Source organism: Ensifer sp. ENS09, from assembly GCF_014852425.1.
Lineage (GTDB): Bacteria > Pseudomonadota > Alphaproteobacteria > Rhizobiales > Rhizobiaceae > Ensifer.
On record NZ_JACVBP010000001.1, the window covers coordinates 855,818 to 879,189 of the forward strand.

The 23,372-nt window shown below is 64.2% G+C and carries 22 protein-coding genes; 6 read left to right on the forward strand and 16 right to left on the reverse strand.

The window, feature by feature from the left end:
- Positions 1-10 precede the first annotated feature (10 nt).
- The 4 genes from IB267_RS04320 to IB267_RS04335 form a co-directional block, all read right to left on the reverse strand.
- Positions 11-1,051, reverse strand: coding sequence for an ABC transporter ATP-binding protein (locus IB267_RS04320; protein ID WP_192446543.1), 1,041 nt, complete (start codon positions 1,049-1,051; stop codon positions 11-13).
- Positions 1,039-2,745, reverse strand: coding sequence for an iron ABC transporter permease (locus IB267_RS04325; protein ID WP_192447175.1), 1,707 nt, complete (start codon positions 2,743-2,745; stop codon positions 1,039-1,041). The genes IB267_RS04320 and IB267_RS04325 overlap by 13 nt, the downstream gene beginning before the upstream one ends.
- Positions 2,746-2,819: 74 nt before the next feature.
- Positions 2,820-3,800: an ABC transporter substrate-binding protein gene (locus tag IB267_RS04330; protein WP_192446544.1), complete on the reverse strand. Its 981-nt coding sequence runs from the start codon at positions 3,798-3,800 to the stop codon at positions 2,820-2,822.
- Positions 3,801-3,971: 171 nt separating this feature from the next.
- The gene (locus IB267_RS04335) at positions 3,972-4,898 is read right to left on the reverse strand and encodes a peptidoglycan-binding domain-containing protein (protein WP_192446545.1); all 927 of its coding nucleotides are present in this window, start codon (positions 4,896-4,898) and stop codon (positions 3,972-3,974) included.
- A 236-nt stretch (positions 4,899-5,134) separates the two neighbouring features.
- On the opposite strand from IB267_RS04335, the gene IB267_RS04340 reads away from it, so the two are divergent.
- Together IB267_RS04340 and IB267_RS04345 are read left to right on the forward strand one after the other, a co-directional pair.
- Entirely contained in the window at positions 5,135-5,605 is a 471-nt protein-coding gene (locus tag IB267_RS04340; RefSeq protein ID WP_192446546.1) for a carboxymuconolactone decarboxylase family protein, read from the forward strand.
- Positions 5,605-6,462, forward strand: a complete 858-nt coding sequence (locus IB267_RS04345; protein WP_192446547.1) for a sigma-70 family RNA polymerase sigma factor — start codon at positions 5,605-5,607, stop codon at positions 6,460-6,462. The genes IB267_RS04340 and IB267_RS04345 overlap by 1 nt, the downstream gene beginning before the upstream one ends.
- Positions 6,463-6,637: 175 nt before the next feature.
- On the opposite strand, the gene IB267_RS04350 is transcribed toward IB267_RS04345, so the two are convergent.
- Complete coding sequence (locus tag IB267_RS04350; protein WP_192446548.1) at positions 6,638-7,060, reverse strand: RidA family protein; 423 nt, start codon at positions 7,058-7,060, stop codon at positions 6,638-6,640.
- A gap of 169 nt (positions 7,061-7,229) precedes the next feature.
- Between IB267_RS04350 and IB267_RS04355 the strand changes: the two genes are divergently transcribed.
- A complete protein-coding gene (locus tag IB267_RS04355; RefSeq protein ID WP_192447176.1) occupies positions 7,230-7,826 on the forward strand; it encodes a TetR/AcrR family transcriptional regulator in 597 nt (198 codons plus the stop codon).
- A gap of 40 nt (positions 7,827-7,866) precedes the next feature.
- Here the strand turns inward: IB267_RS04355 and IB267_RS04360 are convergent, their stop codons facing one another.
- The 3 genes from IB267_RS04360 to IB267_RS04370 form a co-directional block, all read right to left on the reverse strand.
- Entirely contained in the window at positions 7,867-9,768 is a 1,902-nt protein-coding gene (locus IB267_RS04360; RefSeq protein ID WP_192446549.1) for an adenylate/guanylate cyclase domain-containing protein, read from the reverse strand.
- Positions 9,769-9,914: 146 nt separating this feature from the next.
- The gene (locus tag IB267_RS04365; protein ID WP_192446550.1) at positions 9,915-10,520 is read right to left on the reverse strand and encodes a deaminase; all 606 of its coding nucleotides are present in this window, start codon (positions 10,518-10,520) and stop codon (positions 9,915-9,917) included.
- Between the two features lie 204 nt (positions 10,521-10,724).
- Positions 10,725-12,191, reverse strand: coding sequence for a nucleobase:cation symporter-2 family protein (locus tag IB267_RS04370; RefSeq protein WP_043619576.1), 1,467 nt, complete (start codon positions 12,189-12,191; stop codon positions 10,725-10,727).
- A gap of 375 nt (positions 12,192-12,566) precedes the next feature.
- Between IB267_RS04370 and IB267_RS04375 the strand changes: the two genes are divergently transcribed.
- The gene (locus IB267_RS04375) at positions 12,567-12,857 is read left to right on the forward strand and encodes a hypothetical protein (protein WP_371258892.1); all 291 of its coding nucleotides are present in this window, start codon (positions 12,567-12,569) and stop codon (positions 12,855-12,857) included.
- 46 nt (positions 12,858-12,903) lie between these two features.
- On the opposite strand, the gene IB267_RS04380 is transcribed toward IB267_RS04375, so the two are convergent.
- Complete coding sequence (locus IB267_RS04380) at positions 12,904-13,809, reverse strand: hypothetical protein (protein WP_192446551.1); 906 nt, start codon at positions 13,807-13,809, stop codon at positions 12,904-12,906.
- A 195-nt stretch (positions 13,810-14,004) separates the two neighbouring features.
- A complete protein-coding gene (locus IB267_RS04385; protein WP_192446552.1) occupies positions 14,005-14,643 on the reverse strand; it encodes a glutathione S-transferase family protein in 639 nt (212 codons plus the stop codon).
- 286 nt (positions 14,644-14,929) lie between these two features.
- On the opposite strand from IB267_RS04385, the gene IB267_RS04390 reads away from it, so the two are divergent.
- The gene (locus IB267_RS04390; protein ID WP_192446553.1) at positions 14,930-15,943 is read left to right on the forward strand and encodes an aldo/keto reductase; all 1,014 of its coding nucleotides are present in this window, start codon (positions 14,930-14,932) and stop codon (positions 15,941-15,943) included.
- A 68-nt stretch (positions 15,944-16,011) separates the two neighbouring features.
- Here the strand turns inward: IB267_RS04390 and IB267_RS04395 are convergent, their stop codons facing one another.
- The 6 genes from IB267_RS04395 to IB267_RS04420 all read right to left on the reverse strand — a co-directional run bounded on the left by IB267_RS04395 (position 16,012) and on the right by IB267_RS04420 (position 22,041).
- Positions 16,012-16,884 carry an NAD(P)H-binding protein gene (locus IB267_RS04395; RefSeq protein ID WP_192446554.1) on the reverse strand — a complete coding sequence of 291 codons (873 nt, stop codon included), beginning with the start codon at positions 16,882-16,884 and terminating at the stop codon, positions 16,012-16,014.
- An 88-nt stretch (positions 16,885-16,972) separates the two neighbouring features.
- Entirely contained in the window at positions 16,973-17,833 is an 861-nt protein-coding gene (locus IB267_RS04400; RefSeq protein ID WP_192446555.1) for an AraC family transcriptional regulator, read from the reverse strand.
- 109 nt (positions 17,834-17,942) lie between these two features.
- Positions 17,943-18,884, reverse strand: a complete 942-nt coding sequence (locus IB267_RS04405) for an HlyD family secretion protein (RefSeq protein ID WP_192446556.1) — start codon at positions 18,882-18,884, stop codon at positions 17,943-17,945.
- A complete protein-coding gene (locus IB267_RS04410) occupies positions 18,881-19,168 on the reverse strand; it encodes a DUF3302 domain-containing protein (RefSeq protein ID WP_192446557.1) in 288 nt (95 codons plus the stop codon). The genes IB267_RS04405 and IB267_RS04410 overlap by 4 nt, the downstream gene beginning before the upstream one ends.
- Before the next feature lie 137 nt (positions 19,169-19,305).
- Complete coding sequence (locus IB267_RS04415) at positions 19,306-20,808, reverse strand: M81 family metallopeptidase (protein ID WP_192446558.1); 1,503 nt, start codon at positions 20,806-20,808, stop codon at positions 19,306-19,308.
- 459 nt (positions 20,809-21,267) lie between these two features.
- Positions 21,268-22,041, reverse strand: a complete 774-nt coding sequence (locus tag IB267_RS04420) for a transporter substrate-binding domain-containing protein (RefSeq protein WP_246810543.1) — start codon at positions 22,039-22,041, stop codon at positions 21,268-21,270.
- 260 nt (positions 22,042-22,301) lie between these two features.
- On the opposite strand from IB267_RS04420, the gene IB267_RS04425 reads away from it, so the two are divergent.
- Positions 22,302-23,207, forward strand: a complete 906-nt coding sequence (locus tag IB267_RS04425; RefSeq protein ID WP_192446560.1) for a LysR family transcriptional regulator — start codon at positions 22,302-22,304, stop codon at positions 23,205-23,207.
- Positions 23,208-23,372: the final 165 nt, after the last annotated feature.

The following is a 23,372-nucleotide window of genomic DNA, read 5'->3' on the forward strand; positions in this document are numbered from 1 at the left end:
CCAACCCGACCTAGAGCCGCCACCCCTGGCTCATCACGAACCGCGCCGTGTCTCCCGGCATGATCGCCCTGTCGCCAAAGGCTTTCAACGACTGGCCATCCGGCAAAGCCAAGGTCAGGGCAAAACGCTCGCCCTCGAAGACGCAGGAGACGACGCGAAGCGCCATGCCCTCGCCGTCGTGGCGCACATGTTCCGGGCGCACGAGGACGTCACGAACGGCGCCATCGCCAGCACCTTCCATGCCGACGCCAGCAAGCGCTGAACGCAGCAGCGACCATTCGAGCGCCCGTGGCGCGCCCTCCGGCACGGCGAGCTTGAGCACCGAGCCCCGGCCGATGAGGCCGCCGACGACGGCGCCTTCGGGTCTTGCGTAGATCTCGGCCGGCGGCGCCATCTGCATCAGCCGCCCCTCGGACATCACGGCGACATCGGTCGCAAGCGCCATCGCTTCCGCCTGATCGTGCGTCACATAGATCATCGTCGCACCCGAGCGCTCGTGGAAGATGCGGAAGGTCTCCTCCATCGACTTGCGCAAATGCTGGTCGAGATTGGCAAGCGGTTCGTCGAGCAGCACCACGTCGGGCGAAGTCACCAGGCAGCGGGCAAGCGCCACACGCTGGCGCTGACCGCCGGAAAGGGCTGCGGGTCGGCGGTCGGCATAGTCCGTCAGTTTCACCAGCGCCAGAGCATCGGCGACGCTCCGTTGCCACGCCGAGCCCGAAATGCCCCGCACCTTCAGCGGATAGCCGACATTTTCGGCCACCGTCATGTGCGGCCAGAGCGCATAGGACTGGAACACCATCGCCATGTTGCGCCGCTCCGGCGGCAGCGCCCGCGCGGCATCCGAAAGCCGCCTTTCACCGAAATCGATCGAGCCGTCGCTCGGCTGCTCGAAGCCGGCAATCATCCTGAGCACCGTCGTCTTGCCGCAGCCGGACGGCCCGAGCAGCGCCAGGAAGCCGCCCTCCCGCACCGTCAGCGACACATCCGAAACCGCCGGCCGGCCGCCGCCGAAATCCTTGGTGAGGTGATTGAGGATCAGTTGCGCCACGGCAGCACGCCTTTCGGAAGGTGGTTTGCAAGCGCCTCGAGCGCTGCCATCAGCAAGACGACCATGACGACCACCAGCACCGAAAGGGCTGCGGCCAGGTCCGACGAGCCGCTGTCGTCGAGATTGAAGATGGCAACGCCAAGCGTCTGGGTGCCGGCCGACCAGAGCAGCGCCGAGACCGTCAGCTCGTTGGCGGCGATCAGGAAGACGAGGATGATCGCAGCCCCCGCCGCCGGCGCCACCAAGGGCAGGATCACATCTCGCATCCGCCTGAAGAAACCGGCACCCGCAAGGCGCGCCGCCTCCTCCAGCGAAGGATCCATCTGCAGGAAAGCACTCATCACCGGCTTGAGGCTGACGGCGAGGAACGAGGAGAAGTAGGCAACCAGGATGATCCAGATGGTGCCGTAGAGCGAAACCTTGAGGATCGGCAGAGGTGCGGCAAAGGTGAGGATGAATGCGACCGCAAGCACGATGCCCGGCAGTGCATAGGGGATCTCGATCAGGATGCCGAGCGTATTGGCAAGCCACCCCTTGCGCCGCGTCATGAGATAGGCCGCGGGCACCGAGACGGCGAGCAGGCCGAATGCGGCCGTTGCTGCAAGGAACATCGAATTGCCAAGCGCCTTCAGCGTCATCGACTGGCGGAAGAGAATTTCTTCGTAAGCGCGCAGTGACACCGTCTGAAGATTGAGCGGCACGCCATAGGCCGGCACCAGCGAGCTCGCGACAAGAGCGGCGAGCGGTGCGACCAGCACGAGAAGCAGGATCGCCACGAGGACCAGCTCGACGACCGGGCGGAAGCGGCCGAGCGAAAAGGCGGCATTCGCCCCGGAAAGGCCGATGATGCGGTAGTCCCGGCCGACAAGCGCCTTCTGCTGAAGGATCAACCCGGCGGCGGCAATGACGGCGATGAGGCTGGAGAGCAGCGCGATCTCGCCGAAGGTGCCGGCGCCGAAGCTTGCAAGCCGCGTATAGATCAGGGTCGGCAGCACCTCGATGCCCGCGGGAATGCCAAGGATCGCCGGAATGCCGAAATTGCCGACGCCGGACACGAAGGCGATCGCAGCACCTGCAATCAACCCCGGCAGCGACAGCGGCGAGACGATGTCGCGAAAGACGCGAAGCGGCGTGGCCCCGGCAAGCCGTGCCGCCTCCACCCCGTCGCGCGGCGAGGCCGATAGGCCCGCTTTCAGCGCCAGGAAGACGAGCGGCGCATGCTGCACGCCGAGCAGCAGCGAAATGCCAGCCAGCGAATAGAGCGGCTGCGGGCTGCCGAGCGGCGGCGCAATCCCGAGCGTCTTTAACAGCGGGCTCGCCGGCCCGGTCATCTCCACCCAGGCAAGGGCCGTCACCTGCGGCGGGATCATCATCGGCAGCATGAAGGCGAAGCTGAGCGTAAGCTTGCCGCGCACATCCGTCAGCGCCACCACGAAGGCAAAAAGCGCGCCGATGACGACGGAGACAACCATGCCGCCGGTCGCCGTAATCAGCGTGTTGCGGATCGCCGCAAAGGTCGCGGGCTCCGTGAGCACGCCAATCGACCGGCCGGAGACGAGCCCGGAAAAACCGGCCTTCGCCAGGCTGAAGAGCGGCAGCAGGCAGAGAAGAAACAGGCAGGCGAGAACGAAGGGCGCCAGCCAGCGCGGCTCGGCAGCGGGGCTCGCCCCTGCCCGCCGCTTGGGCGCGCCCATCGTCCGGCCTTGAATGGGAAAGCGCAGCCAGCGGGGCCGGCTGCGCGCATCGTTACGTTTCAGCATTGAACCGATCAGTTCGTGCCGAAGATGCCGGAGAAGGCTTTGAGGTCCGCATCGGAATTCTTCACGGCCTCGGCCGCATTGACCGGCAGCACCTTGATCGTCTCGCGCGCCGGATAGCCCGCAGGCAGCGCCACGCCGTTGCGGGCCGGAATATAGCCCATCTTGACCGCCGTCTTCTGGCCTTCCTCGGACAGCAGGAAGTCGACGAACTTCTTCGCCGCCTCGACGTTCTTGGCGGTCTTCAGGATGCCGACGGGTTCGGTCACGGCAGACACGCCCTCGGCCGGGAAGACGAATTCCACCGGCGCGCCCTTGGCCTTCTCGCGGATCGCCATGAAATCGACGAGCATGCCATAGGCCTTCTCGCCGGTCGCAACCGCCTTCAAGACGCCGCCATTGCCGCCGGCAGCCGTGGCGCCGTTTGCGGCGAGCGCCTTGTAATAGTCCCAGCCGAGACCATCGATGCCGGTCAGGGTCTGCGCGTGGATGAGAGCGGCACCCGAGGTCAGCGGGCTCGGCATGGTGACGAGGCCCTTGGCCCCCGGCTTCGCGAGATCCTGCCAGCCCTCAGGCTTCATGGCGGCAGAGGTATTGTAGACGATCCCGGTGGTGATCATCTTGGTCGAGTAATAGGCGCCGTCCGCATCATAGAGCGCCGCGTCGTAGTTTGCCGCTTCCGGCGACTTGTAGTCGGCGAGATGGCCTGCTTCCTTCAGCCGCTGCATGGTCACGGTGTCGGCGATCAGCAGCACGTCGGCGACCGGATTGCCGGCCTCGATCTCGGCCATCAGCTTGGCCATGATCTTGGTCGTGCCCTCGCGCACCCATTCCACCTCGATGCCGGGATTGGCGGCCTGGAACGCGTCGACCGTCGCCTGCGCATCCTCGTTCGGCTGGCTGGTATAGAGCACCAGGCTCTCGGCATAGGCCGCGGTCGAAAGCAGGCCTGCGACAACGGCGCCGGCAAGGACGGAGACAAACGATTTCATGGATACACCCTCGTGTTGAAACTGGCGCCGAGGGATAGGGCCACCCTTTTACAGGGGTGTGACAGAACCGGGGGACGCGCGATCTGTGGGTCCCGATGCAGGTCGCGCAAATGTGCGCAGCGGTTTTGCGGCGACGACGTGCATAAAAACAAGAGCTTCACGCGATGAGCTTTAGCGCGCGCCCGTCGATATCTGGCTGCGGTGGAGCACATAGGCATTGGCCAGTGTGTACAGGAAATCGCGGTCACTGTAGTGCGCATAGTGGTCCAGCCTGTAGACGCGCGCGAAATTTCGGGCAGCGACCTCGAACTCCGGTCCGAGTGCATTGTCGACATCGCCAAAATAGAAGCCGATGGCCTTCAGGTATTTCTGAATGAGGCGAAGGTCGCCCTCCGCCGACTGGATGGTCAGCTTGTTGAATTCGTTGGTGGTGAAGATCGACAGGTCGTCATTGGTGTTGCGGTGCTCGAAGGTCATGACATAGCCGAGGTTCTCCGCAGCGATGAAGGCGTGCATCGTCTTCAGGATGACGTTGTAATCGACAGGCTTCCCGCTCAAGGGCGCCATGCCGCGGTTGAAGAACAGCATCATCGAGGCGATCCGCGACGTCATGGAAAAGGGACTGCTCGGCGAGTAGCCCAGCACCTCGAAGACGCAGCCGTCGGCCTCATAGTCCTCGGCCGGATCGAGCACCCGGCGCAGATACTCGTTGTCCACACCGATAATCCGGTTGTCCTTGCCATAGTGAAGCCGGCCCTTGATGGGAGCGCCCTCTTGGGTCGCGGCCTGCCCCGCCTCGACGGCCAGTTCGCGAATGGCCATGCCGAGCCGGCCCATCAGCATTGTCGCGATTACTGCCTCGACAGCGGCCTTTTCCATGCCGTTTCGGGGAATGACCGCACTGCCGTGGCCGACATAGGCATCGAGCGCGCCGAAGGTCGCTCCGAATTCTCCCTGGAGCTGGCCATACCAGTTAGGCAAAAGCGCCTTCAGCGCAAAGCTTCGCCTCTCCAGCTTCCGCCACAGCGCCGCAAAGTCGTTAATGCTGATCTCGAAGACATACGGAATATCGAGTGCGGCATTGAATTCGTCTGCCATTGAGTACCTCCCGAAGCACTCGGCACCACCACCTGCAATAAAGAATCCCCCAAGCTACACTCACATATCGACCGAAGGCGTCATAGTCATCCATAGGGGTTAGTGCGGTGCGGCACAGGCCGGCCCCACCGAAACGATGCGCACCGACGTTTTTTTTCAGAAAAATTCGCGGCCATGTCACACCAGCCGTTGCTCGCTCGTCATGGTATCGGAACCCAACGAAAGGAAACGGAACCATGAATGCCAAGATCGACCTTTTCGCCGCTGCCCCGCAACTGATGAAGAGCTGGACCAGCGTCTCGATGGCCGTTGCCGCGAGCCTTGACACCACCATCATCGAACTCGTGAAAATCCGCGCCTCGCAGATCAACGGCTGCGCCAACTGCATCAACATGCACACCCAGGAAGCTCGCGAAAAGGGCGAGACGGAACAGCGCATCTACCTGCTTTCCGCCTGGCGCGAAGCACCCTGCTATTCCGATCGCGAGCGCGCCGCGCTAGGCTGGACCGAAGCGCTGACTCGCCTGTCCGAGGGCCACGGCCACGATGCGGCCTATCAGGCGCTGAAGGACCATTTCACCGAGGAGGAACAGGTGAAACTTACGCTGATGATCAACGTCATCAACGGCTGGAACCGTCTCGCCGTCGGCTTCGGCCTCTGGGTCGACCCGGCAGCCGCCAAGGCCGCCGCGCAGGCTGCCGCCTGATGGCGGTGAGCGCCCATGAGGACGCAGCGGCGGTCTTCGATCCGCTGCGTCCAAGACTCGTCCGCGTCGCCTACCGCATGCTCGGCTCGGTCGCCGATGCGGAGGACATGGTGCAGGAGGCCTTCATCCGCTGGATGGGGGCCGACCGCACCTCCGTGCGCGAGCCGGAAGCCTTCCTGCGCCGCACCGTCACGCGGCTCTGCCTCGACCAGTTGAAATCCGCGCGCCTCAAGCGCGAGACCTATGTCGGCCCCTGGCTTCCCGAACCCGTCGTCGAGGAAGAGCCGGAGGACGACGTCACCCTGCCCCTGATGCTGGCGCTCGAACGGCTCTCGCCCTTGGAGCGCGCCGCCTTCCTGCTGCACGACGTCTTCGGCCAGAGTTTTGACGAGGTGGCAGTGACGATCGAGCGCGATGCCGCCGCCTGCCGCCAGCTTGCAGCCCGCGCCCGCACCCATGTGCGCGCGGAACGCCCCCGCTTTGAGATCGAGCAGCAGCGCGGCCTCGAACTTGCCAACGCCTTCTTTGCAGCCTCCCGCCACGGCGACATGAAGACGCTCGGCGCCATGCTCGCAGCCGATGTCAGCGTGCATGCCGACGGCGGCGGCAAACGCCCGGCCGCAATGCAGCCGATCCTCGGCTTTGATGCGGTGATGAAGGTGCACGAGCAACTGGCCGCCCTCTTTGCCAAGCACGGCTCGACGCTGATACGCGCCGGCTTCATCAACGGCCTGCCCGGCTTCGTCACCCGCGAGGCCGACGGCGAGCTGCAGACGACGGCGCTGGAGATCAAGGATGGCAAGGTCGCGGCGATCTACGTGGTGCGCAATCCGGACAAGCTGGCGCATCTGCATTAGGCGCAAGCTGTCGCGACCTGTCGCCTCGCGTTTCAATTGTCGGAGCGCTGGCCCTCGCTAGAGGCCCGCGGATCGGCACCCAAGGAGCGATCGGTCTGTTTGACATGGCGTGCGGTGCCGGAGGGCGCCGCATCGAACGCGACGTCCCTCCAAGGCTCCAAATGCCCAACAGGCGCTAAGCCGCCCGCCCCCGCTCGGCACCACCCGCTTCGGGTATCCGCGCGATCACCTTGATCTCGAAATCGAAGCCGGCGAGCCAGTTGACGCCTATGGCGGTCCAGTTCGGATAGGGCTTTTCGGAAAAGACGCGGTCCTTGACCGCCAGGATCGCTTCGAACTGGTTCTCCGGATCGGTGTGGAAGCTCGTCACGTCGACGATGTCGTCGAAAGTGGCGCCGGCCGCCTTCAGCGTCGCTTCGAGATTGTCGAAGGCGCGCTCCACCTGGCGGGCGAAGTCCGGCTCCGGCGTGCCGTCCTCACGGCTGCCGACCTGGCCGGAAACGAACAGCAGATCGCCGGAACGGATAGCTGCGGAGTAACGGTGCTGCTCGTAGAGCGCATGCCGGCCGGCGGGAAAGATTGCGTCGCGTAACGTCATGGGACTTGCCTTTCTGGTTTACGGGATCGGCACAAACGAGGACGAGCCGGATGCCGGGCCCTCCTTCACAAATGCCTTCCAATTTGATATACGGAACGTATCTGAAATAGCGAAATACGACACGTATGTCAAATCCATATACGCACCGTATCTGAAATTGAGGGCGATGATGGCCAGAAGCCGCCAGGAAACGATGGAGGAAAACCGCGCGAAGCTGATTTCGGCGGGCCGAAAGGCCTTCGCGGAAAAGGGCTATGCCGCCGCCTCGATGGATGAACTGACCGCCGATGTCGGGCTGACGCGCGGCGCGCTCTATCACAATTTCGGCGACAAGCGCGGGCTGCTGGCCGCGGTCGTCACCCAGATCGACGGCGAGATGGCCGCCCGCGCCAAGGAGATCGGCGCCGGTGCCGCAGCCGGCGACCACTGGCAGGCGATGCTTGCCGAAGGGGCCGCCTATATCGAGATGGCGCTCGATCCCGAGGTGCAGCGCATTGTGCTGCTCGATGGCCCGGCCGTGCTCGGCGATCCGTCGAAATGGCCGAGCCAGAACAGCTGCCTGTTGGCGACGAAGCGGTCGGTGGAGCATCTGCTGGACAAGGGCGTATTGAAACCGGTCGATGCGGAAGCGGCCGCGCGGCTCTTGAGCGGTGCCGCGCTCAACGCCGCCCTCTGGGTTGCCGCCAGCGACGAGCCGAAGACGGTTTTGCCGAAAGCGATCGACGCCTTCCGCGCCATGGCGACCGGGCTGCTCGCGGATCGCTGATCCGCCAACGAACCAGTCTCGACGACCGCCGTGGTGGAGACTATCCGCGCGTGCCGGCCAGTTCCCAGAGATCGATGCCGCCCGAGCGCCCCTTCACATGCACCATGCCCATCGCGCGGAAGTCGAAGAGATCGGCAACGGCTGCATGCACCGCCCCGCTCACCAGGATCGAGGTGTTGTACTCCTTGTTCAGCCCTTCGAGCCGCGAAGCGACATTGATCGTGTCGCCCATGGCCGTGTATTGCTGGCGCGCAATCGCACCGAAGCTGCCGACGACCGCCGGCCCCGTATGCACGCCAAAACGCGTTAACAGTTCCGGACGACCGCCTTTGCGGTTGGTCTCGTTGAGGCGATCGACCGCCGCCTTCATCGCCAGCGCGCAATGACAGCCATTCTCGATGTGCTGCGGATCGGCAACCGGCGCGTTCCAGATGACGAAAATGCTGTCGCCGAGATACTGGATCACCGTTCCGTGGTACTGCTCGGCCACCGCGTTCAGCATCTCGAAATAGGCCGAAAGGATATCGACGACCTCCTCGGGCGAATGCTGTTCGGAGATGGTGGTAAAATCGCGCACGTCGGTGAAAAGCGCGGTCACCTCCTGTCGCCTGCCGCGAACCGCCGCGCCGCCCTCGGGGTCGATGATCCGGCGGACCACCTCGCGCGGAACGTAAAGCGCAAACTGGACGATGGCGCGCCGGCTGGCGGAAAGCGCGCCGCCAAGCGTGTTGATCTCGGTGATCCAGGAATGCGGAGCGTCGTTGCCGGCAAAGTTCAGGTCGCCGATCCGCCGCGCCTCGTCGGCAAGGTGATAGAGCTTGCGGCTGATCACCCGTGACAGCATCAGCGAGCCGATGACACCCGCCACCAGCAGGCCCCCGGCAATCATCAGGTTGCGCACCAGCAGCCGGTTTGCCTGCGCCACCAGGTCCTGCAGCGGCACGACGATCGCGACCGAGCTGCCCTTGAACTGGCCGGCAACGCTGACCGGCGCGATCTGCACCAGATAGCGCTCGCCGGCAAACTCGGCCTCAGTAAGCCCGCCACCCGCATAGACGGAGTCCTTGCGCAGCCCGGCGACGACGTCGAGGCTCGGATCGAGGCTGTGCATATCGGCCCCGCGCCCGCCCGACCAGGCCCCGAGGATCATGCTCATGACCGCGGGATCGGAATGGGCGACGAGGTTGTTGTCGCTGCCGATGACATAGGACCGGGCCCGCGGCGAGATCTCGCGCGCATCGAGCAGGCGGCTGACGGTCTGCAGGTGAATGTTGGTGCCGACCACAATGCCGCGAGTCCCCTTCAGCGGCGCTGCCAGCGCCAGGGTCGGCACCTTGAGCGTGCCCGTGACATAGGGCCCGACGGAAACCGGACCGCCGGTTCGAAGGGCCGCCTGATACCAGGGGGTCTGACGCGGGTCGAAATTCGTGCGCTCGAACGGACGTTCCCCGATCTGCTTGGCCCCAGCATCGAGGAAGCGAAGCGTCGAGACTGTGCCCGCGTCCTGCCCATGGGCCAGCACGCGGACCGCAAAGGCCGTGCCCACAGGCGCTTCGAGCGCCTGGCGCACATAGTCTCGCTCCGCATTGATCACCTGCAGATAGGAGCCGTCGGGATAGCCGGCATAGATGCTCGTCGCGTTGGAAACGCTTCTGAGCACCTCCAGGAAGAATTGCTCCTTTGGCTCCAGGTCGCCGGGTGGCGCGACGGCCAGTTGCGGCACGGTGGACGCAAGCGCCACCGCCTCGTGGCCGCCTTCGAGCGCATTCCTGTAGCCCTCGATCAGCCGCAGGCTCATCTCGCGCATGTGCTTCTCGCCGGCAAGGATCGCCGCCTGCCGCCCCTGGCTGAAGGCCATCCAGATGATCGGCGTTGCCGTTAAGACGAGCAGCGCGACCACGAGCACGCTGAGATGCACCCTGAGAGGCCTGGACCAGTTCACGCAGTTCCCCCGAAACGCGACTGTACGCCGGCGACCCTAGCACCTGCCTTCATAAGGAGGAATGCATATTCTTTCAAAGAAATAGGCCATTTCACGCCCTGACGAGAGAATGAAATGGCCCGGTTCAGGTGAAGGCTTTTCTTGCCTCAGTTCAGCGGGATGGCGTTGCCGTCCTTGCTGTCCTGATAGGCGGAGGAGAGTTCGTCGTATTTCGCCCGGATCGCCTCGGCGCGGGCCTTCAGGCCGCTCCGCTGCGGCTCGGGCAGAGCGTCGATCAGCGCGTGGATCGACTGGCCCTTCCAGAACGCATTCGTCCGGTTGTAGCCGCCGGGCTCCAGCGTGAAGACCTCCTTCAGGATCTTCAGGTCATGCGGGATGGAGAAACTGTCGCGCGAATCCTCGTGGCTGAAGAAGTAGAAGAAGTTGTCGAAGCCCGCCCAGGTGATCGCCGAAAGGCACATCGAGCACGGCTCGTGCGTGGAGAGGAAAATGAGGTCGCGGCTGTCCGGGCGCTCCGTTCCCTCGATCTCGTAGAAGCGCTTCAGCGTGTGAACTTCGCCGTGCCAGAGCGGGTTTTCCGTTTCGTTGTTGGTTTCCACGAGCACGGTCGAAAGATCGGATTTGCGCATCAGCGCGGCGCCGAAGATCTTGTTGCCGGCGGCAACGCCTGCTTCCGTCGCCGGAATGATGCCCTTCTCCATCGTGCCGAGCAGCGCATCGAGGAGCGCGTAGTTGTCGGTCTGCTGTGTCATTCCCAGTGTCCTTTCGTTGGGGTTCAAAGCAACGCCAGGAAAAACAGGAAACGGTCCCCTGCCCGGAATGGCGGTATTTCAAAGCAATCCTAGGAAAAGTGCGAAGCGGTTTTCCGTGCGGGATTGCATATTTCAGAACAAATCCCGGGAGAAGTCTGAAGCGACCTCCCGCCGGGATTGGGCATGCTTAGAGATCGCGCCCGTTCAGTGCGCCTCGATCAGCGGCACCTCCACGCCCTTGGCGTCGTAGAGCTTGCCGTTGAGGAAGTAGTCGCCGTCATGCAGGCGGGCAATGTCCTGGTAGCGGATCGTGCGCTCCGTTGCCGCCACGAACACCGATTGCTGGTCGGAATTGCCCACGGTGAAGTGGTTGAACAGGAGGTTGAGCAGGATTGCCATGACCGCCGCCGACGAGATGCCCGAATGGAAGATCGTCGCGACCCAGGTCGGGAAGTGCTCGTAGAAACCGGGCGCTGCGATCGGGATCATGCCGAAGCCGATCGAGGTCGCAACGATCACCAGGTTCATGTTGTTGTTGTACTCGACCTTGGACAGCGTGCGGATGCCGCTGGCTGCAACCGTGCCGAAGAGCACGATGCCGGCGCCGCCGAGAACCGAGGTCGGAACGGAAGCAACGATCCGCCCCATGACCGGCAAGAGGCCGAGGGTCACCAGGAACATGCCGCCGGTCGCCACCACGTAGCGGCTCTTTACGCCCGTCACCGCCACGAGGCCGACATTCTGGGCAAAGGCGCTCTGGGTGAAGGAACCGACGATCGGCGCGAGAATGCTCGACAGCATGTCGGCGCGAAGGCCGTCGCCGAGCCGGCGCGAATCCACCTTGGTCTCGACGATCTCACCGACGGCGAGAATATCGGCCGAGGTTTCGACCAGCGTCACCATGATGACGATCAGCATCGAGATGATTGCGGCAAGCTCGAAGGTCGGGTAGCCGAAATGGAAGACCTTCGGCAGTGCGAAGACCGGACCGTTGGCAACCTGCGAAAAATCGGTCATGCCGGCCACATAGGCGATGCCCGTGCCGATGACGATAGAAAGCAGGATCGAAAGCCGCGAAATCGACGCATTGCCGAGCTTGCTCAACAGCAGCACGATGATCAGCGTCACCGCTGCAAGCTGGATATTGGCGGTGCTGCCGAAGTCCGGCGCCGCCTTGTTTCCGCCCATGGCCCAGAAGGCCGCAACCGGCATCAGCGTAAGACCGATGGTGGTGATCACGATGCCGGTCACCAGCGGCGGAAAGAAACGGGTGATGCGCGAAAACACCGGCGTGATCAGAAGACCGATCAGCGAAGCCACGATCACCGCGCCCAGAACCGCCGGAATGCCGCCATTGCCCGAAATCGCGATCATCGTCGCAACGCCGGAGAACGAAACGCCCTGCACCAACGGCAGGCGGCTGCCGAAGAACGGCACGCCGATCGTCTGCAGGATGGTCGCAAGCCCGCCGGCAAAAAGCGAGGCGGTAACGAGCAGGCCGACATCGGCGGAATTCAACCCGGCCGCCTGGCCGAGGATCAACGGAACGGCGACGATGCCGCCATACATGGTCAAGACGTGCTGCAGCCCGTAGGCCAGATTGGCACCGACACTCAGCCGTTCGTCTTCGGGATTTTCCGGTAGTGCATTTTCCTCTGCAATGCTTGCCAAGGGTATCTCCTCCATACCTTGTGCGATTGCCCCGTCTCCAGCGGGACAAGCAAAAAGGTAACCGAAGGAGGACAAATCTCGTCTTCCTAAAAAAGGCGAAACACCTTTCGGGATTCGACTGGGAATAGGTAACGGCCGTTTCGACGCCCATTCGGGCCGATTGGCAGCGACGGCCAAGACCGACTTCCGACCGGCTGCGGCACCCGAAAGCCCGGTCAAGCGGGTCCAGATAGACCCAAAGATGGAACGGCAGCAATCTTCAGCTTGGCGTTGAGTTCAGCTAAAGAATTTGTCGCGAGTTCTCGCAATAACATATTCCAACAGGTTGAAAACATGAAAAAGTTTAACTTCGCCCTTCTGGCGTCGGCAGTTGTCATGTGCCTATCGACGACAGCAAAAGCCGAGGACCTCGTCTTCACGCTGAAGAACGGGACCAATTCTGTCCTGAACAATTTCTACGCCTCTCCGACCGGCGTCGACAACTGGGAAGACGACATCTTCGGCCGGCAGGCTCTTGGCCCCGGCGAAGAGATGGAAATCACCATTGCCGACGGCCGCAGCGTCTGCCGGTACGACATGCGCTTCGAGTTCCAGGGCGACGATCTCGACACGACGACCGACACGCAGGACCTCTGCGAAATGGGTTCCTACACGATCCACGAGTAATGAACGCCCGGCGGGGAGCCTCAGCGGACCCCCGCCGCATGCGCCTTCAGGCGGCCTCCAATACACCGCTTGTGCGACAGGCTTCGGCAAAGGCGATCGAAACGGCCGACAGCTTGATGGCCTGCCAATAGCGGTAGTCGTGCACCAGCGCCGTCGAAATCCAGCACGCGCCGCGATTGCTCGTCTTCGCCCAGCCGATCAGCCCCGCCTCGCGCGCCAGGCCAAAGAGCCGCGCCGTATGGGTTCTGGAAATGCGGTACCGGCTCGACAGGGCATTGGGAGACACTTTTCCGATCCAGATCGGCGCAGCACTTTCGCCAGCCAGCGCTGGCGCATTCTTGATCAGGTCGTGCAGCACGCTGCTTCCGGAATCCGAACGGACGAACTTGGCGATGCTTGGTGGCGGCTTGTGCCAGTCGCGACGCGCCAGCAGCAGGCGCGCGAAACGGGGCTGCGCGCCATGCAAGAGACCGGGCTGCTGCCGCGACAGCGCATAGCGGTCGCCGCCATCGATGAGATCGAGCGCGCGTAGATGAATATCGAAGTAGCGCCGGATGAGCGCCTCGCTCATCTCCGTCGCGCGAACAGCGCGCTGGCGGCCGTCTCCACGCTCCAGCGGTTCGACAAAGCGGTATCTCCGCATTTCCAGGAGAAAGGCATGCACCGTGTTGCGGCTTGCGATCGCGCTCATGGTGCGGGCGAGATTGCCCGGTGAAATCGGCAGGCAAGCCCTATCCTGCAGATGCTCGAAATGCATGGCCATCGTCATCTGGCTGAGCATCCAGCGCCGCAGATCCGCCACGTAGTGCACTTCCCGCGGCAAGGCGAGATGCGTTTCCAGCAGTTCGCGCGCAGCGGAATCGAGCCCCTCGCGAAAACGATCCATCCGGACCAGATCTTCGGCAGTATAGGGCGGCGACAGCGCCGCGGCGGAAACGACGGATAACGGCATGATCGGGAGTTTTCGGCAGGGTCGACCGCGCGGGATGGCGGCCGACCGGAAGGAAGGTTGCAGACCCATCATACTGGGATCGCAGACGAAATCCAGCGTCCGGAGACCTGCCGCCAGGCCGGGAAGCGCCCGCTTCGAAACCACCCGCGACTGCCGCCGAAAGCGCCCCGCGCAGGCCGCCCGACGAGCCGCCTATCAAGCCGGAAGCGGCGGCATCTCGGGCGCGACGAGCCCGCCGAAAGGATCGTGCCAGACCTCGATCTCGTCCAGCCGCCCGGCCCAGCGCGCAAGCGCCGGATAGTCCGCGACCGGCAGCCGCGCCGCGTCGTTGTAGGGCAGGAACGTCGCCATGCGGAAATCGGCATAGGAAATGCTATCGCCCAGCAGCCAGGCGCGGCCGGAAAGCTCCTCCTCCAACAATCGCGCCGCCCTGTGGAAGGCCCTCAACCCCTCCTCCACCATCGCCTCTTCGCAAGGGCCGATGCCGTAGCGCAGCTTGGTGCCACGCTCCCAATGCACCATGTCGCAGGCCTTCACGAAGTTCTCCTTGCCCCAGCTGATCCAGCGGATCATCTCCGGCTCGTCGTCATCCCTTCGCCAGAAATTGGAACCGAGCGTTCGGGATAGAAAGCAGGCGATCGCATCCGCCTCCCAGAGCGCCCGGCCGGGACGCTCCAGGATCGGCAGAAGCAGGTTGGGATTGAGCGGCCGATAGCGGTCCGCCTGCCCCGGCGCCAGCGGCTCGGCAAATTCGAAGGCGACCTCGGCCTTCAGAAACCGCACTGTTGCCACGGCCAGACGCGGATTGGGGTTTCGGCTGAAATAAAGCTTCATGCGGCGTCGCTCCCTGTTACACTTCATGAAGACGAATGAAGGCGGCGTTTGCCGACAGCGGAAACAACAATAATCGGCGATCGCGGCGAAAGCCGGCGACCGGCGATCGATAGCCGCCGATGCGGTTTCCAGCCAGCCATCTGTGAATTCGTTTCTCAATTCCTGCGAAATCCGCCTGCCTAATGCCGATCCACAGCCCGACCTATCTCTCTGCCCGACAGCGATGCCTCACCGATCGCAGCACCGCACATCAACCCCTGCCATTCAACAGCAAAGGACAGGACACATGACACTCAAGGATATTCTGCCCGGCAAGCTCGGCTTCGGCGCAGCTCCGCTCGGCAACATGTTCCGCGAAATCCCCGAACAGGAAGCGCTTGCGACCGTCGAGGCCGCCTGGAACGACGGCATCCGCTATTTCGACAACGCCCCCTTCTACGGCGCCGGCCTTGCCGAGATCCGCATGGGCGAGGCGCTCGCCGGACGCCCGCGTGACGAATACGTCATCAGCACCAAGGTCGGCCGGGTGATCCTCGACGAGATCGAGGATGTCAGCGCCCGCGACCTCGGCGAGAAGGGCGACGTCTTCCGCTACGGCCGCCCCAACAAGATCGTCAACGACTACACCCATGACGCGACGCTGCGCTCGATCGAAGACAGCCTCAAGCGCCTGAAGACCGACCGGATCGAGATCGCCTTCGTCCACGACGTCGCCCAGGATTTCTACGGCGACGAATGGCTCGACGTCTTCGAGACCGCGCGCAAGGGCGCCTTCAAGGCGCTCGACAAGTTGCGCGACGAGGGCGTGATCAAGGCTTGGGGGCTCGGCGTCAACCGGGTCGAGCCGATCGAACTGCTGGTGGCGCTCGAAGGCCCCCGCCCCGATGGCTTCCTGCTTGCCGGCCGCTACACCCTGCTTGACCATGACCGGGCGCTGCAGCGCGTCATGCCCGAAGTCACCAAGCGCGGCCTCGGCATCGTCGTCGGCGGCCCCTATAGCTCCGGCGCGCTCGTCGGCGGCCCGAACTTCGAATATGCCCCGGCGACGCCCGCCATCCTCGACAAGGTTGCGCGCATCAAGGCGATCGCCGACCGTCATGGCATCTCGATGAAGGCGGCCGGCCTGCAGTTCTCGCTCGCCAACCCCGCGGTCGCCGCCGTCATCCCCGGCGCCAGCCAGCCTTCCCGCATCGCCGAAGACCGCGCCGCCCTCAACGAGGCCGTTCCGGCCGACTTCTGGCGGGACCTGCGCGCAGCCGGCCTCGTCAACCCGGAGGCGCCGCTGCCGATTGCCGGCTAAGCAATTCCAGGAAAAGTGCACAGCGGTTTTCCGACCGGAATTGCGTCGGTACGAAACCTTGAAACCCATCAGGCCGGCGCGAAGGGCCGCAGGGCCTCGACCAATCCGGTCGTTCCATAACGAACCTCGCCGCCCGGCTCGACGTCGATCAGCCCGCCCTTGTTATGGGCGTCGTAGAGATCGACCAGAAGCCGGGCGGTGCTTGCGCTCAAGGCCCGCTCCAGCGCCGCCTGCCACGCGCCGCGCGGCACCGCTTGCGCCATGATCGTACGCCCGAGCAACGGGCCCAGGGCCGCGGCCACGTCGCTGGCGCTATAGCGGCGCGGTCCCTCGACATGCACGATCTGCTCCACCGTTTCCGCGACCGGGCGGCGGAGCAGGTCCGCAGCCATGCGCCCCACGTCTCCGGTCGAAACGGCGGCAAAGCTCCGCTCCACCGGATGATGCAGGCTCGGAAGGGCACCGGTCGCGATCGCCGCCGGGATGCTGCGCGCCCAGCCTTCCATATGCTCGGCCGAGCGCAGGAAGATCTTGGGCATGTCGAGCCGGCGAAGCCGCTCCTCGAAGAGACGGAAGACGGTGGGCATGCCGATATCCTCGGGCACATGGGCGCCATAGTCGGAGATCGCCAGCACGCGTTTCGGCCGCGCCTGCGCCAGCGCTCCCACCATGCTCTCGGTGAGCGAACGCATTTCCGCTCTGGCATCTTCGGCCTTGAGCGGCGGCGGCAGGATGATCTGTACGGCCTCGGCTTCCGCCATCGCCGCCCCCAGCGTTGCCGTATCACGCAAATCGGCAAAGGCGACGTCGCAGCCGATCGCCTGCAATGGACCGGCCTTTGCCGGATCGCGCAGCACTGCCCGCACCGGCAGCCCCTCCGCACGCAGGGCCGACGCCGTTGATGTCCCGACCTTTCCGGCCGCTCCGAGAATGACGAACATGATCTTTTTTCCTTGCTGAAGACGGGCAAGGACTAGGGATCAGGCGGAACCCGGTCGCACAGATTCAGCCAGGATTTTGCAGCTTCGGTCAGATTTCGCCGGAGCGCCGCATGATTGCGCCCGGCGTCTCGCCGAGCAGCCGGCGCATGGTCGAGGCCATATGGCTTTGATGGGAAAAGCCCGCGGCGACCGCGATCTCGCTCGCCGGCAGGTTCGTCGTGGTCATCAGCGCGCGGGCAAATTCCACACGGCGACGGATGACATATTGATGCACCGGCAGGCCGGTGCTGTTGCGAAAGAGGATTTTCAGCCGCGTGGCGCTCAAGCCCGCGACCGCGGCGAGATCGGCCAGATGAAGCCGCTGGTCCAGATGGGTCTCGATGTACTCGGTCAGCACCCGCAACTGCCGCGCCGAGAGCTTGGGTTCGCTGCGCCCTTGCGCCCGCGCGCCGCCGGTCGCGCTTTCGATCAGCCGCACGGCCAGCGCATTGGCGAGAAGGTCGACATAGAGCGGATCGGACGGCGTCTCTGCTTCGAGATCCGCCTTGATCGCCCAGCCGATCGCCTCGAGCCGGGCATCGCGGACCTGCATCTGCGGCAGCAGCTCGACGCTCTCCCGCCCGAGATCCGCCGCCACGCCATCGAGCAGCGCGCGCGAGAAACTCAGCCTGAGGATCCGACAGTCCGCATCGTCCTCCCAGGAACCGTCGACGCCCGCCGGCACGATATCGATATCGCCCGGCTTCTGCACCCGTCGCATGCGCCGCCCGCCGCAGCGGCAATCGGCGTTGACCGGCGGCCCGAAATGCATGCCCAGCCGATGCATGTCACCGCCGGGCACATGCACCAGCCCGCGCGGAATATGGATGAAATCCGCGGCAAGCCCCTTCCACGCCCGTCCGGCGCTCGTCAACAGAACCTGTGGCGTCTGGATTGCGGAAAGTGTCATGATCTGTCGCCGTCCTGATGCCGGTTTGCGGACGCCATGCTACGTCCCAAACGGCCACCGAACAACCACGCGCAAAAAACCTGCGGACGACAAAGGATCAGAACGGGGGTCAGAACGGATTGACGTAGTTGGTGATCGCGATCTGGCGCAAGAGCACCCGGCGGATCACGTGCGCAGCCTTCACCCGCTCGGTAAAGATCGCCGCGTCCCCGGTGGCACCGGCCGGCAGCCGTGCGGCGAAAGCCTGGTCGTCGAGCTTCACCCGCACGATGAACGGCGCGGCCGAAAGCGCCTCCGGCGTCACCGCCGTGCCGGACACCCGCGCCTGCCCGGAGGCGATCGCCTGTAGCACGCTTTCGACCGTGCCGGTGTAGGTCTCGCCGGGCGCGAACTTGAAGGTCGCCTCCACCATCTGTCCGGGCTTGATGTAGCGCGCGTCGATCTGGTTGATCTCGACCCCGATGATCGTTTCCGACGTGTCGATGAAGGCCATGGCCGGCGACAGCGGCAGCGTCGTCACGCGCGCGCCCTTGCGCAGCGCAAGGTTGGTCACGTAGCCATCGGCCGGCGCCCGCACGGTCGTCTTGCCGAGGTCCCATTCGGCGCTGCTGATCTGCGCCTTCAGATTGTCGACCTCCGCCTGGCGCTGCTGGACGTCGAATTCGGTCGCCGCATCGCGCGACTGCAGCTTCGTCATCTGCGAAAGCCGGAGCTCCTGCAGCGACAGCTGGGCCTGCAGCGCGTCCACCTTCGCCTGGTAGGGCACGGGATCGATGCGGAAGAGCACGTCGCCGGCCTTGAGCGGGGCGTTGGAAACGACCGGCACCTCCAGCACCTCGCCTGAGACATCGGGCACGATCGCGACCGAATTGCGCACCACCAGCGCCTCGCCCTGCGGCGCGCCCCAGTTCATCGGAATGAACAGGCCGACGAGCAGCAGCAGGAACACGATCGCCGGCGAAATCTTCCAGAAGAGATTGAAGGTAACGATCCTAAGCTTCACCAGGAGGAATAGGATCGCCAGGTAGACATTGAAGAGAAAGACGATCATGGCTGGCGCGCCTCGCTCGGATGGACGTCGCCGGCGGGGACAGCGCCCGGAGGCGCCCCGGTCGGACGCGGCACGTCCACATAGGCCCAGACGAGCGCGATCGGCCAGAGCGCGAAGCCGAGGAACAGCGTCACCCAGCCCGCGACATTGACGGCCTCGCTCCAGGGATGGTTGCGGCGTCTCGCAATCGAGCCCGGCAGCATGGCGAGAAATATGAGAACCGCGACCGTGCTCACCACAAGCACGATCAGCACGATCCAGGCGAAAAGATCGATGAAGCTCATTAAGTTGCGCTCCCTTCATGACAGGGACGCTAGCCGCAAAGCCGGGCACTGCGGGAGTACGTAACAGTTACCGCGCCATACGACTGCCCCTTTCGAGGGCGCAGCCATGAACCTTGACCAGTGAACGGCAGCCCGCCTCAGGCGAGGTCGCCGTGATCCAGCGGATAGACCGGCCGCCGCACGCGCTGGAATTTCCGCGCGCCGATATTGGCGCTGCTGAGGCCAGTGCCGTCGATCTCGACGATCTCGGAGGCGATCGGGCCGAAGGCGGCGCGGAAATGCTGCTGCGACTTGACGACGACGATGGCGTAATCGGATGGCTCGATGCCGACGGCGCGGAAGAGGTTGCGATCGAGCATCTGCTGCCGTTCGCTGCAGATGAGGATGTCGATGCCTTCGACGTGAAAGCGCACGCTCGGCCCCATCGTCGCCGGCAGGCCCTGGAACATCGGCCCCTCGAAGACGATCCTGCCGTCCGAGATCGCCTCCACCCTGCCCTTGACCTTGATCGGCCCACCGCCGACGTCCGGGTCGATCTTGCAGCCGAGCGTCACCTCTCGCGTCGCGCAGATGCCGGCAGTGATCAGCTCGGCCACGACTTCCGGATCGCAGAGCGCGCCGAAAGCCGCCCTCTCGACGCCGATCGCCAGCAGCCGGGCGAGCACGCAGGTGGAATCGCTGTAGGCACCGCAGCCGGGATTGTCGGAGAAATCGGCGATCACCAACGGCGCGTTCGCATCTTTCGAAAGATGCGCCGAAACGATGCCGGGCAAGGCGTCGAGCGGCAGCTGCACGTCCTGATGCTCGCGCCGGTCCCAGATCTCGCGGCAGAGACGCTGGGCCTCGGCTTCAGCGTCTTCGGGCGAAACCCGGTTGCGGTCGTAGCAGATGACAGCCGAGGGGCCGGTGTTGAAGATATCGGCATCGTAGAAGCCGGCATTGATCGAGGTCGCGAGCATGCCGTCGCGCGCGGCGATCCCGTCGGCAATCTCGAGCAGCTCGGTCATGGCGCAGGCATGGGTCGTGCGCCCGTCATTGCAGCCGTTCAGCATCGGCGGCTGCCGGATGGCGAGCGCCGGGCGGATTTCGCCGCGCATGGCGCGGTTCAAGAGCGCGCCGGCCTTGTGGGCGCATTCGGCCATGTCGACATGCGGATAGGTGCGGAAGGAGACCGCGATATCGAGCAGGTCGGCCATCTCGGGCGCCGAATTGGCGTGCAGGTCGAAGGTCGCGGCGATCGGAAGCTCCGGCCCGACGATGCCGCGCACTACCTCCAGCAACTGGATCTGCGCATCGTCGGCCGTTTCCGTGCACATGGCGCCGTGGAAGACGATGAAGACGCCGTCGAGCCTTTCGCCTTCAAGCGCGCCTTGGAGATCGGCGACGAAGCGTTGCCGCATCGCCTCCTCGATCCTGCCGCCGGGCTCGGCCCGCGCCGCCACCGTATAGACCGGCTGCCAGCCATAGCGATCGCAGCAGTCGATGAAGCCGCCAATCTCCGAATTGGTGCCGCGGCAATGGCTCTCGATCTCGGCCCCGACGAAATAGTGGCACGCCTCGAAATCGCGAAACCCGGTCTTGAGCTTCGAAAACGTATTGGTTTCCTGGTTGAATTCGAGAACGGCGACCCTGAAGCTCATCGCATGCACTTTCATTTGCGGATTGGAGAAGAAGAAGACGGGCGCCGGGGAAAACGCGAAACCCCGGCGCCGCGCCTGTCCGCCGGCCGCGCGATGCGTCGAACGCAGAACGCGACAGGCGAAGTCTGGGTGGAGTTGGACTTGGGGGTGGCCACTCACGGAACCTTGGAAGAGACGCCCCTCACGCATCTTTCGAGGAAGTTGCCCTCTTCCCGGGTCGAACCCGAGGACGAACCCTCTCCCCCGCAGGCGAGCAGTGGGAACGCGTTCAGCGGCCCCCCTTCACCCGAGGCATGCCTTCCGATGGAGGCACAGCGACACCGCCGAGAGTGGAGCGAGCGGCTGCCGCACCCTCCTTCTCCCGCCAAGTGGGGCGAAGGTGGCCGGCAGGCCGGATGCGGGGCAGAACCACAAATCTCAACCGGCACGGCCGCCGACCTCAGCGGGCGCGCGTCACCCTCAGCGGAAATACTCACTCGTGGTCTTCGGCTTCGCCATGATGTCGAAGTCGAAATACTGCTTGCGGATCTTGTCGTAGGTGCCGTTTTCCATGATCGTCTTCAGGCCGGCATTGAGCTTGGCGAGCAGCGCCGCGTCGCCCTTGCGCACCGCCATGGCGTTGCCCTCGGCCGTGTCGAGCACGAAGCTTTCGCCGACAAAGGCGCAGCAGCCGCTTTCTTCCTTGGCCAGCCACTCGGTAAAGGCCATCTGCCCTTCGAGGATCAGGTCCAGCCGGCCGTTTTCCATGTCGAGAAACACTTCGCTCATCGTCGGATAGAGCTTCACTTCGCTATCCGGAAAGAACTGCTGCAGCGCTTCGACCGCGACCGAGCCCGACTGCGTGCCGATCACCTTGCCCTTCAGCGCCGCGGGCGAGATGTCCTTGAGGCCGAGATCCTTGCGGGCGACGAAGCGCATGGCGTTGAAATAGTAAGGGGTGGTGAAGTCGACCTGCGTCTTGCGATCCGGGTTGATCGCCATCGAGGCGATCATCACGTCGAACTTCTTGGCCTGAAGTGCGGGAATGATGCCCGCCCATTCGTTGGTGCTCCAGACGCAGTCCGCCTTGATCTCGGCACAGACGGCCTGGCCGATATCGTAGTCGAAGCCTTTGATCTCGCCGGCGGCGGTCACATAGTTGAACGGCGCGTAGTCGCCCTCGGTGCCGATCGCCAGCGTCTCGGCCTTGGCTGTGCCGGCCGCAAGCAGCGCCGCAAGCGCAGACATGGTCATGAACTTCTTTATCATCTCGTTCCCTCTGTCCTTCCCTTCGACCGAGCAGGCAGCCTCAGCCGCAGCGGCATTCGGGTCGCACCCGACCTGCCCCTATGCGCGGAACTACCTGTGTTTTCGGCCGATTTCAGTTTTCGTTTTGCTTTATTATGCTTCGACAATGCGCGAAGACAGCCGCCCTTCGCAATGTGAAAGAAATCATTCCAGACATCGAAAAAATTCATGCTAGGCTGCCGGCGACCCAGACCCCGGAGAAGCGGATGCGTGATCTGCCGAGCCTCAAATCCCTGCGCGCCTTCGAGGCGGCCGCGCGCAACGGCAGCCTGACGGCGGCGGCCGACGAGCTCTGCATCGGCCAGGGCGCGATCAGCCACCAGATCCGCAACCTCGAGTTCAATCTCGGCCTTCGGGTTTTCGTGAGGAAACAGCACGGTGTCGAACTGACGCCGGAGGGCGGGCTGCTCTACGCCTCCTGCCAGCGCGCCTTCGACGATCTCGAAGGCGTCGTCCAGCACATCCGCCCACGCACGAGCGACAAGATCCTGCGCGTCCGGGTCGGGCCGTTCTTCTCGATGAAGGTGATCGCGCCGCGCATCTCGGAGTTCCTCACCGCCAATCCTGGTGTGCAGATCCACCTCTCCCACCTCGAAACCATCACCGCCGGCACCGGCCCGGCCGATGTCAGCATCGCCTATTGCCTGCAGCCGCCTGCTGGACGCTTCACCCGCAAGCTGCTGCGCGAACGCCTGGTGCCCGTCTGCGGCCGCGACCTTTGGCAGGAAGACAGGCAGGCGCTGCTGTCCGGCAACCGGCTGCATTATCGCGGCCTTCAGGAATGGCAAAGCTGGATCGCCTCTTCGGGCCTGGCGCTGCCGCGCAGCCGCCAGGACCTGATCTTCGACGACCAGCACATCATCCTCGAAGCGGTGAAGGAGGGCCAGGGCGTGGCGCTGATCGACCGCACCATGGCCGAACACGAGTTCAAATCCGGCCAGATCCGCCTCGCCCACGACCATTTCTACGAGCCGGCCGAAACCTACCAGTTCGTCTGCCAGGAGGACCTGTTGCGCACGAAGCCGGTAACGAAGGCCTTCCTCAACTGGCTGATCGCCGAGATCGAGGAGCGCGAGCGGCAATCGGCGGGAGGCGGCAAGGACGCATATTAAAGTAAGCCCTTCTATCCGAGGCGCTATTCAGGCTCGCGTTGCAAGAAGTTGTTGAACAGCCAAGCTAAGCTGCTTGTTCTCCTGTTTTAACCACGCAATTCTCTCAATAGGGCCACTTAGAACGAGCCGTACTGCCTGAGCATTGGAGAGACATTCCTCATCGCG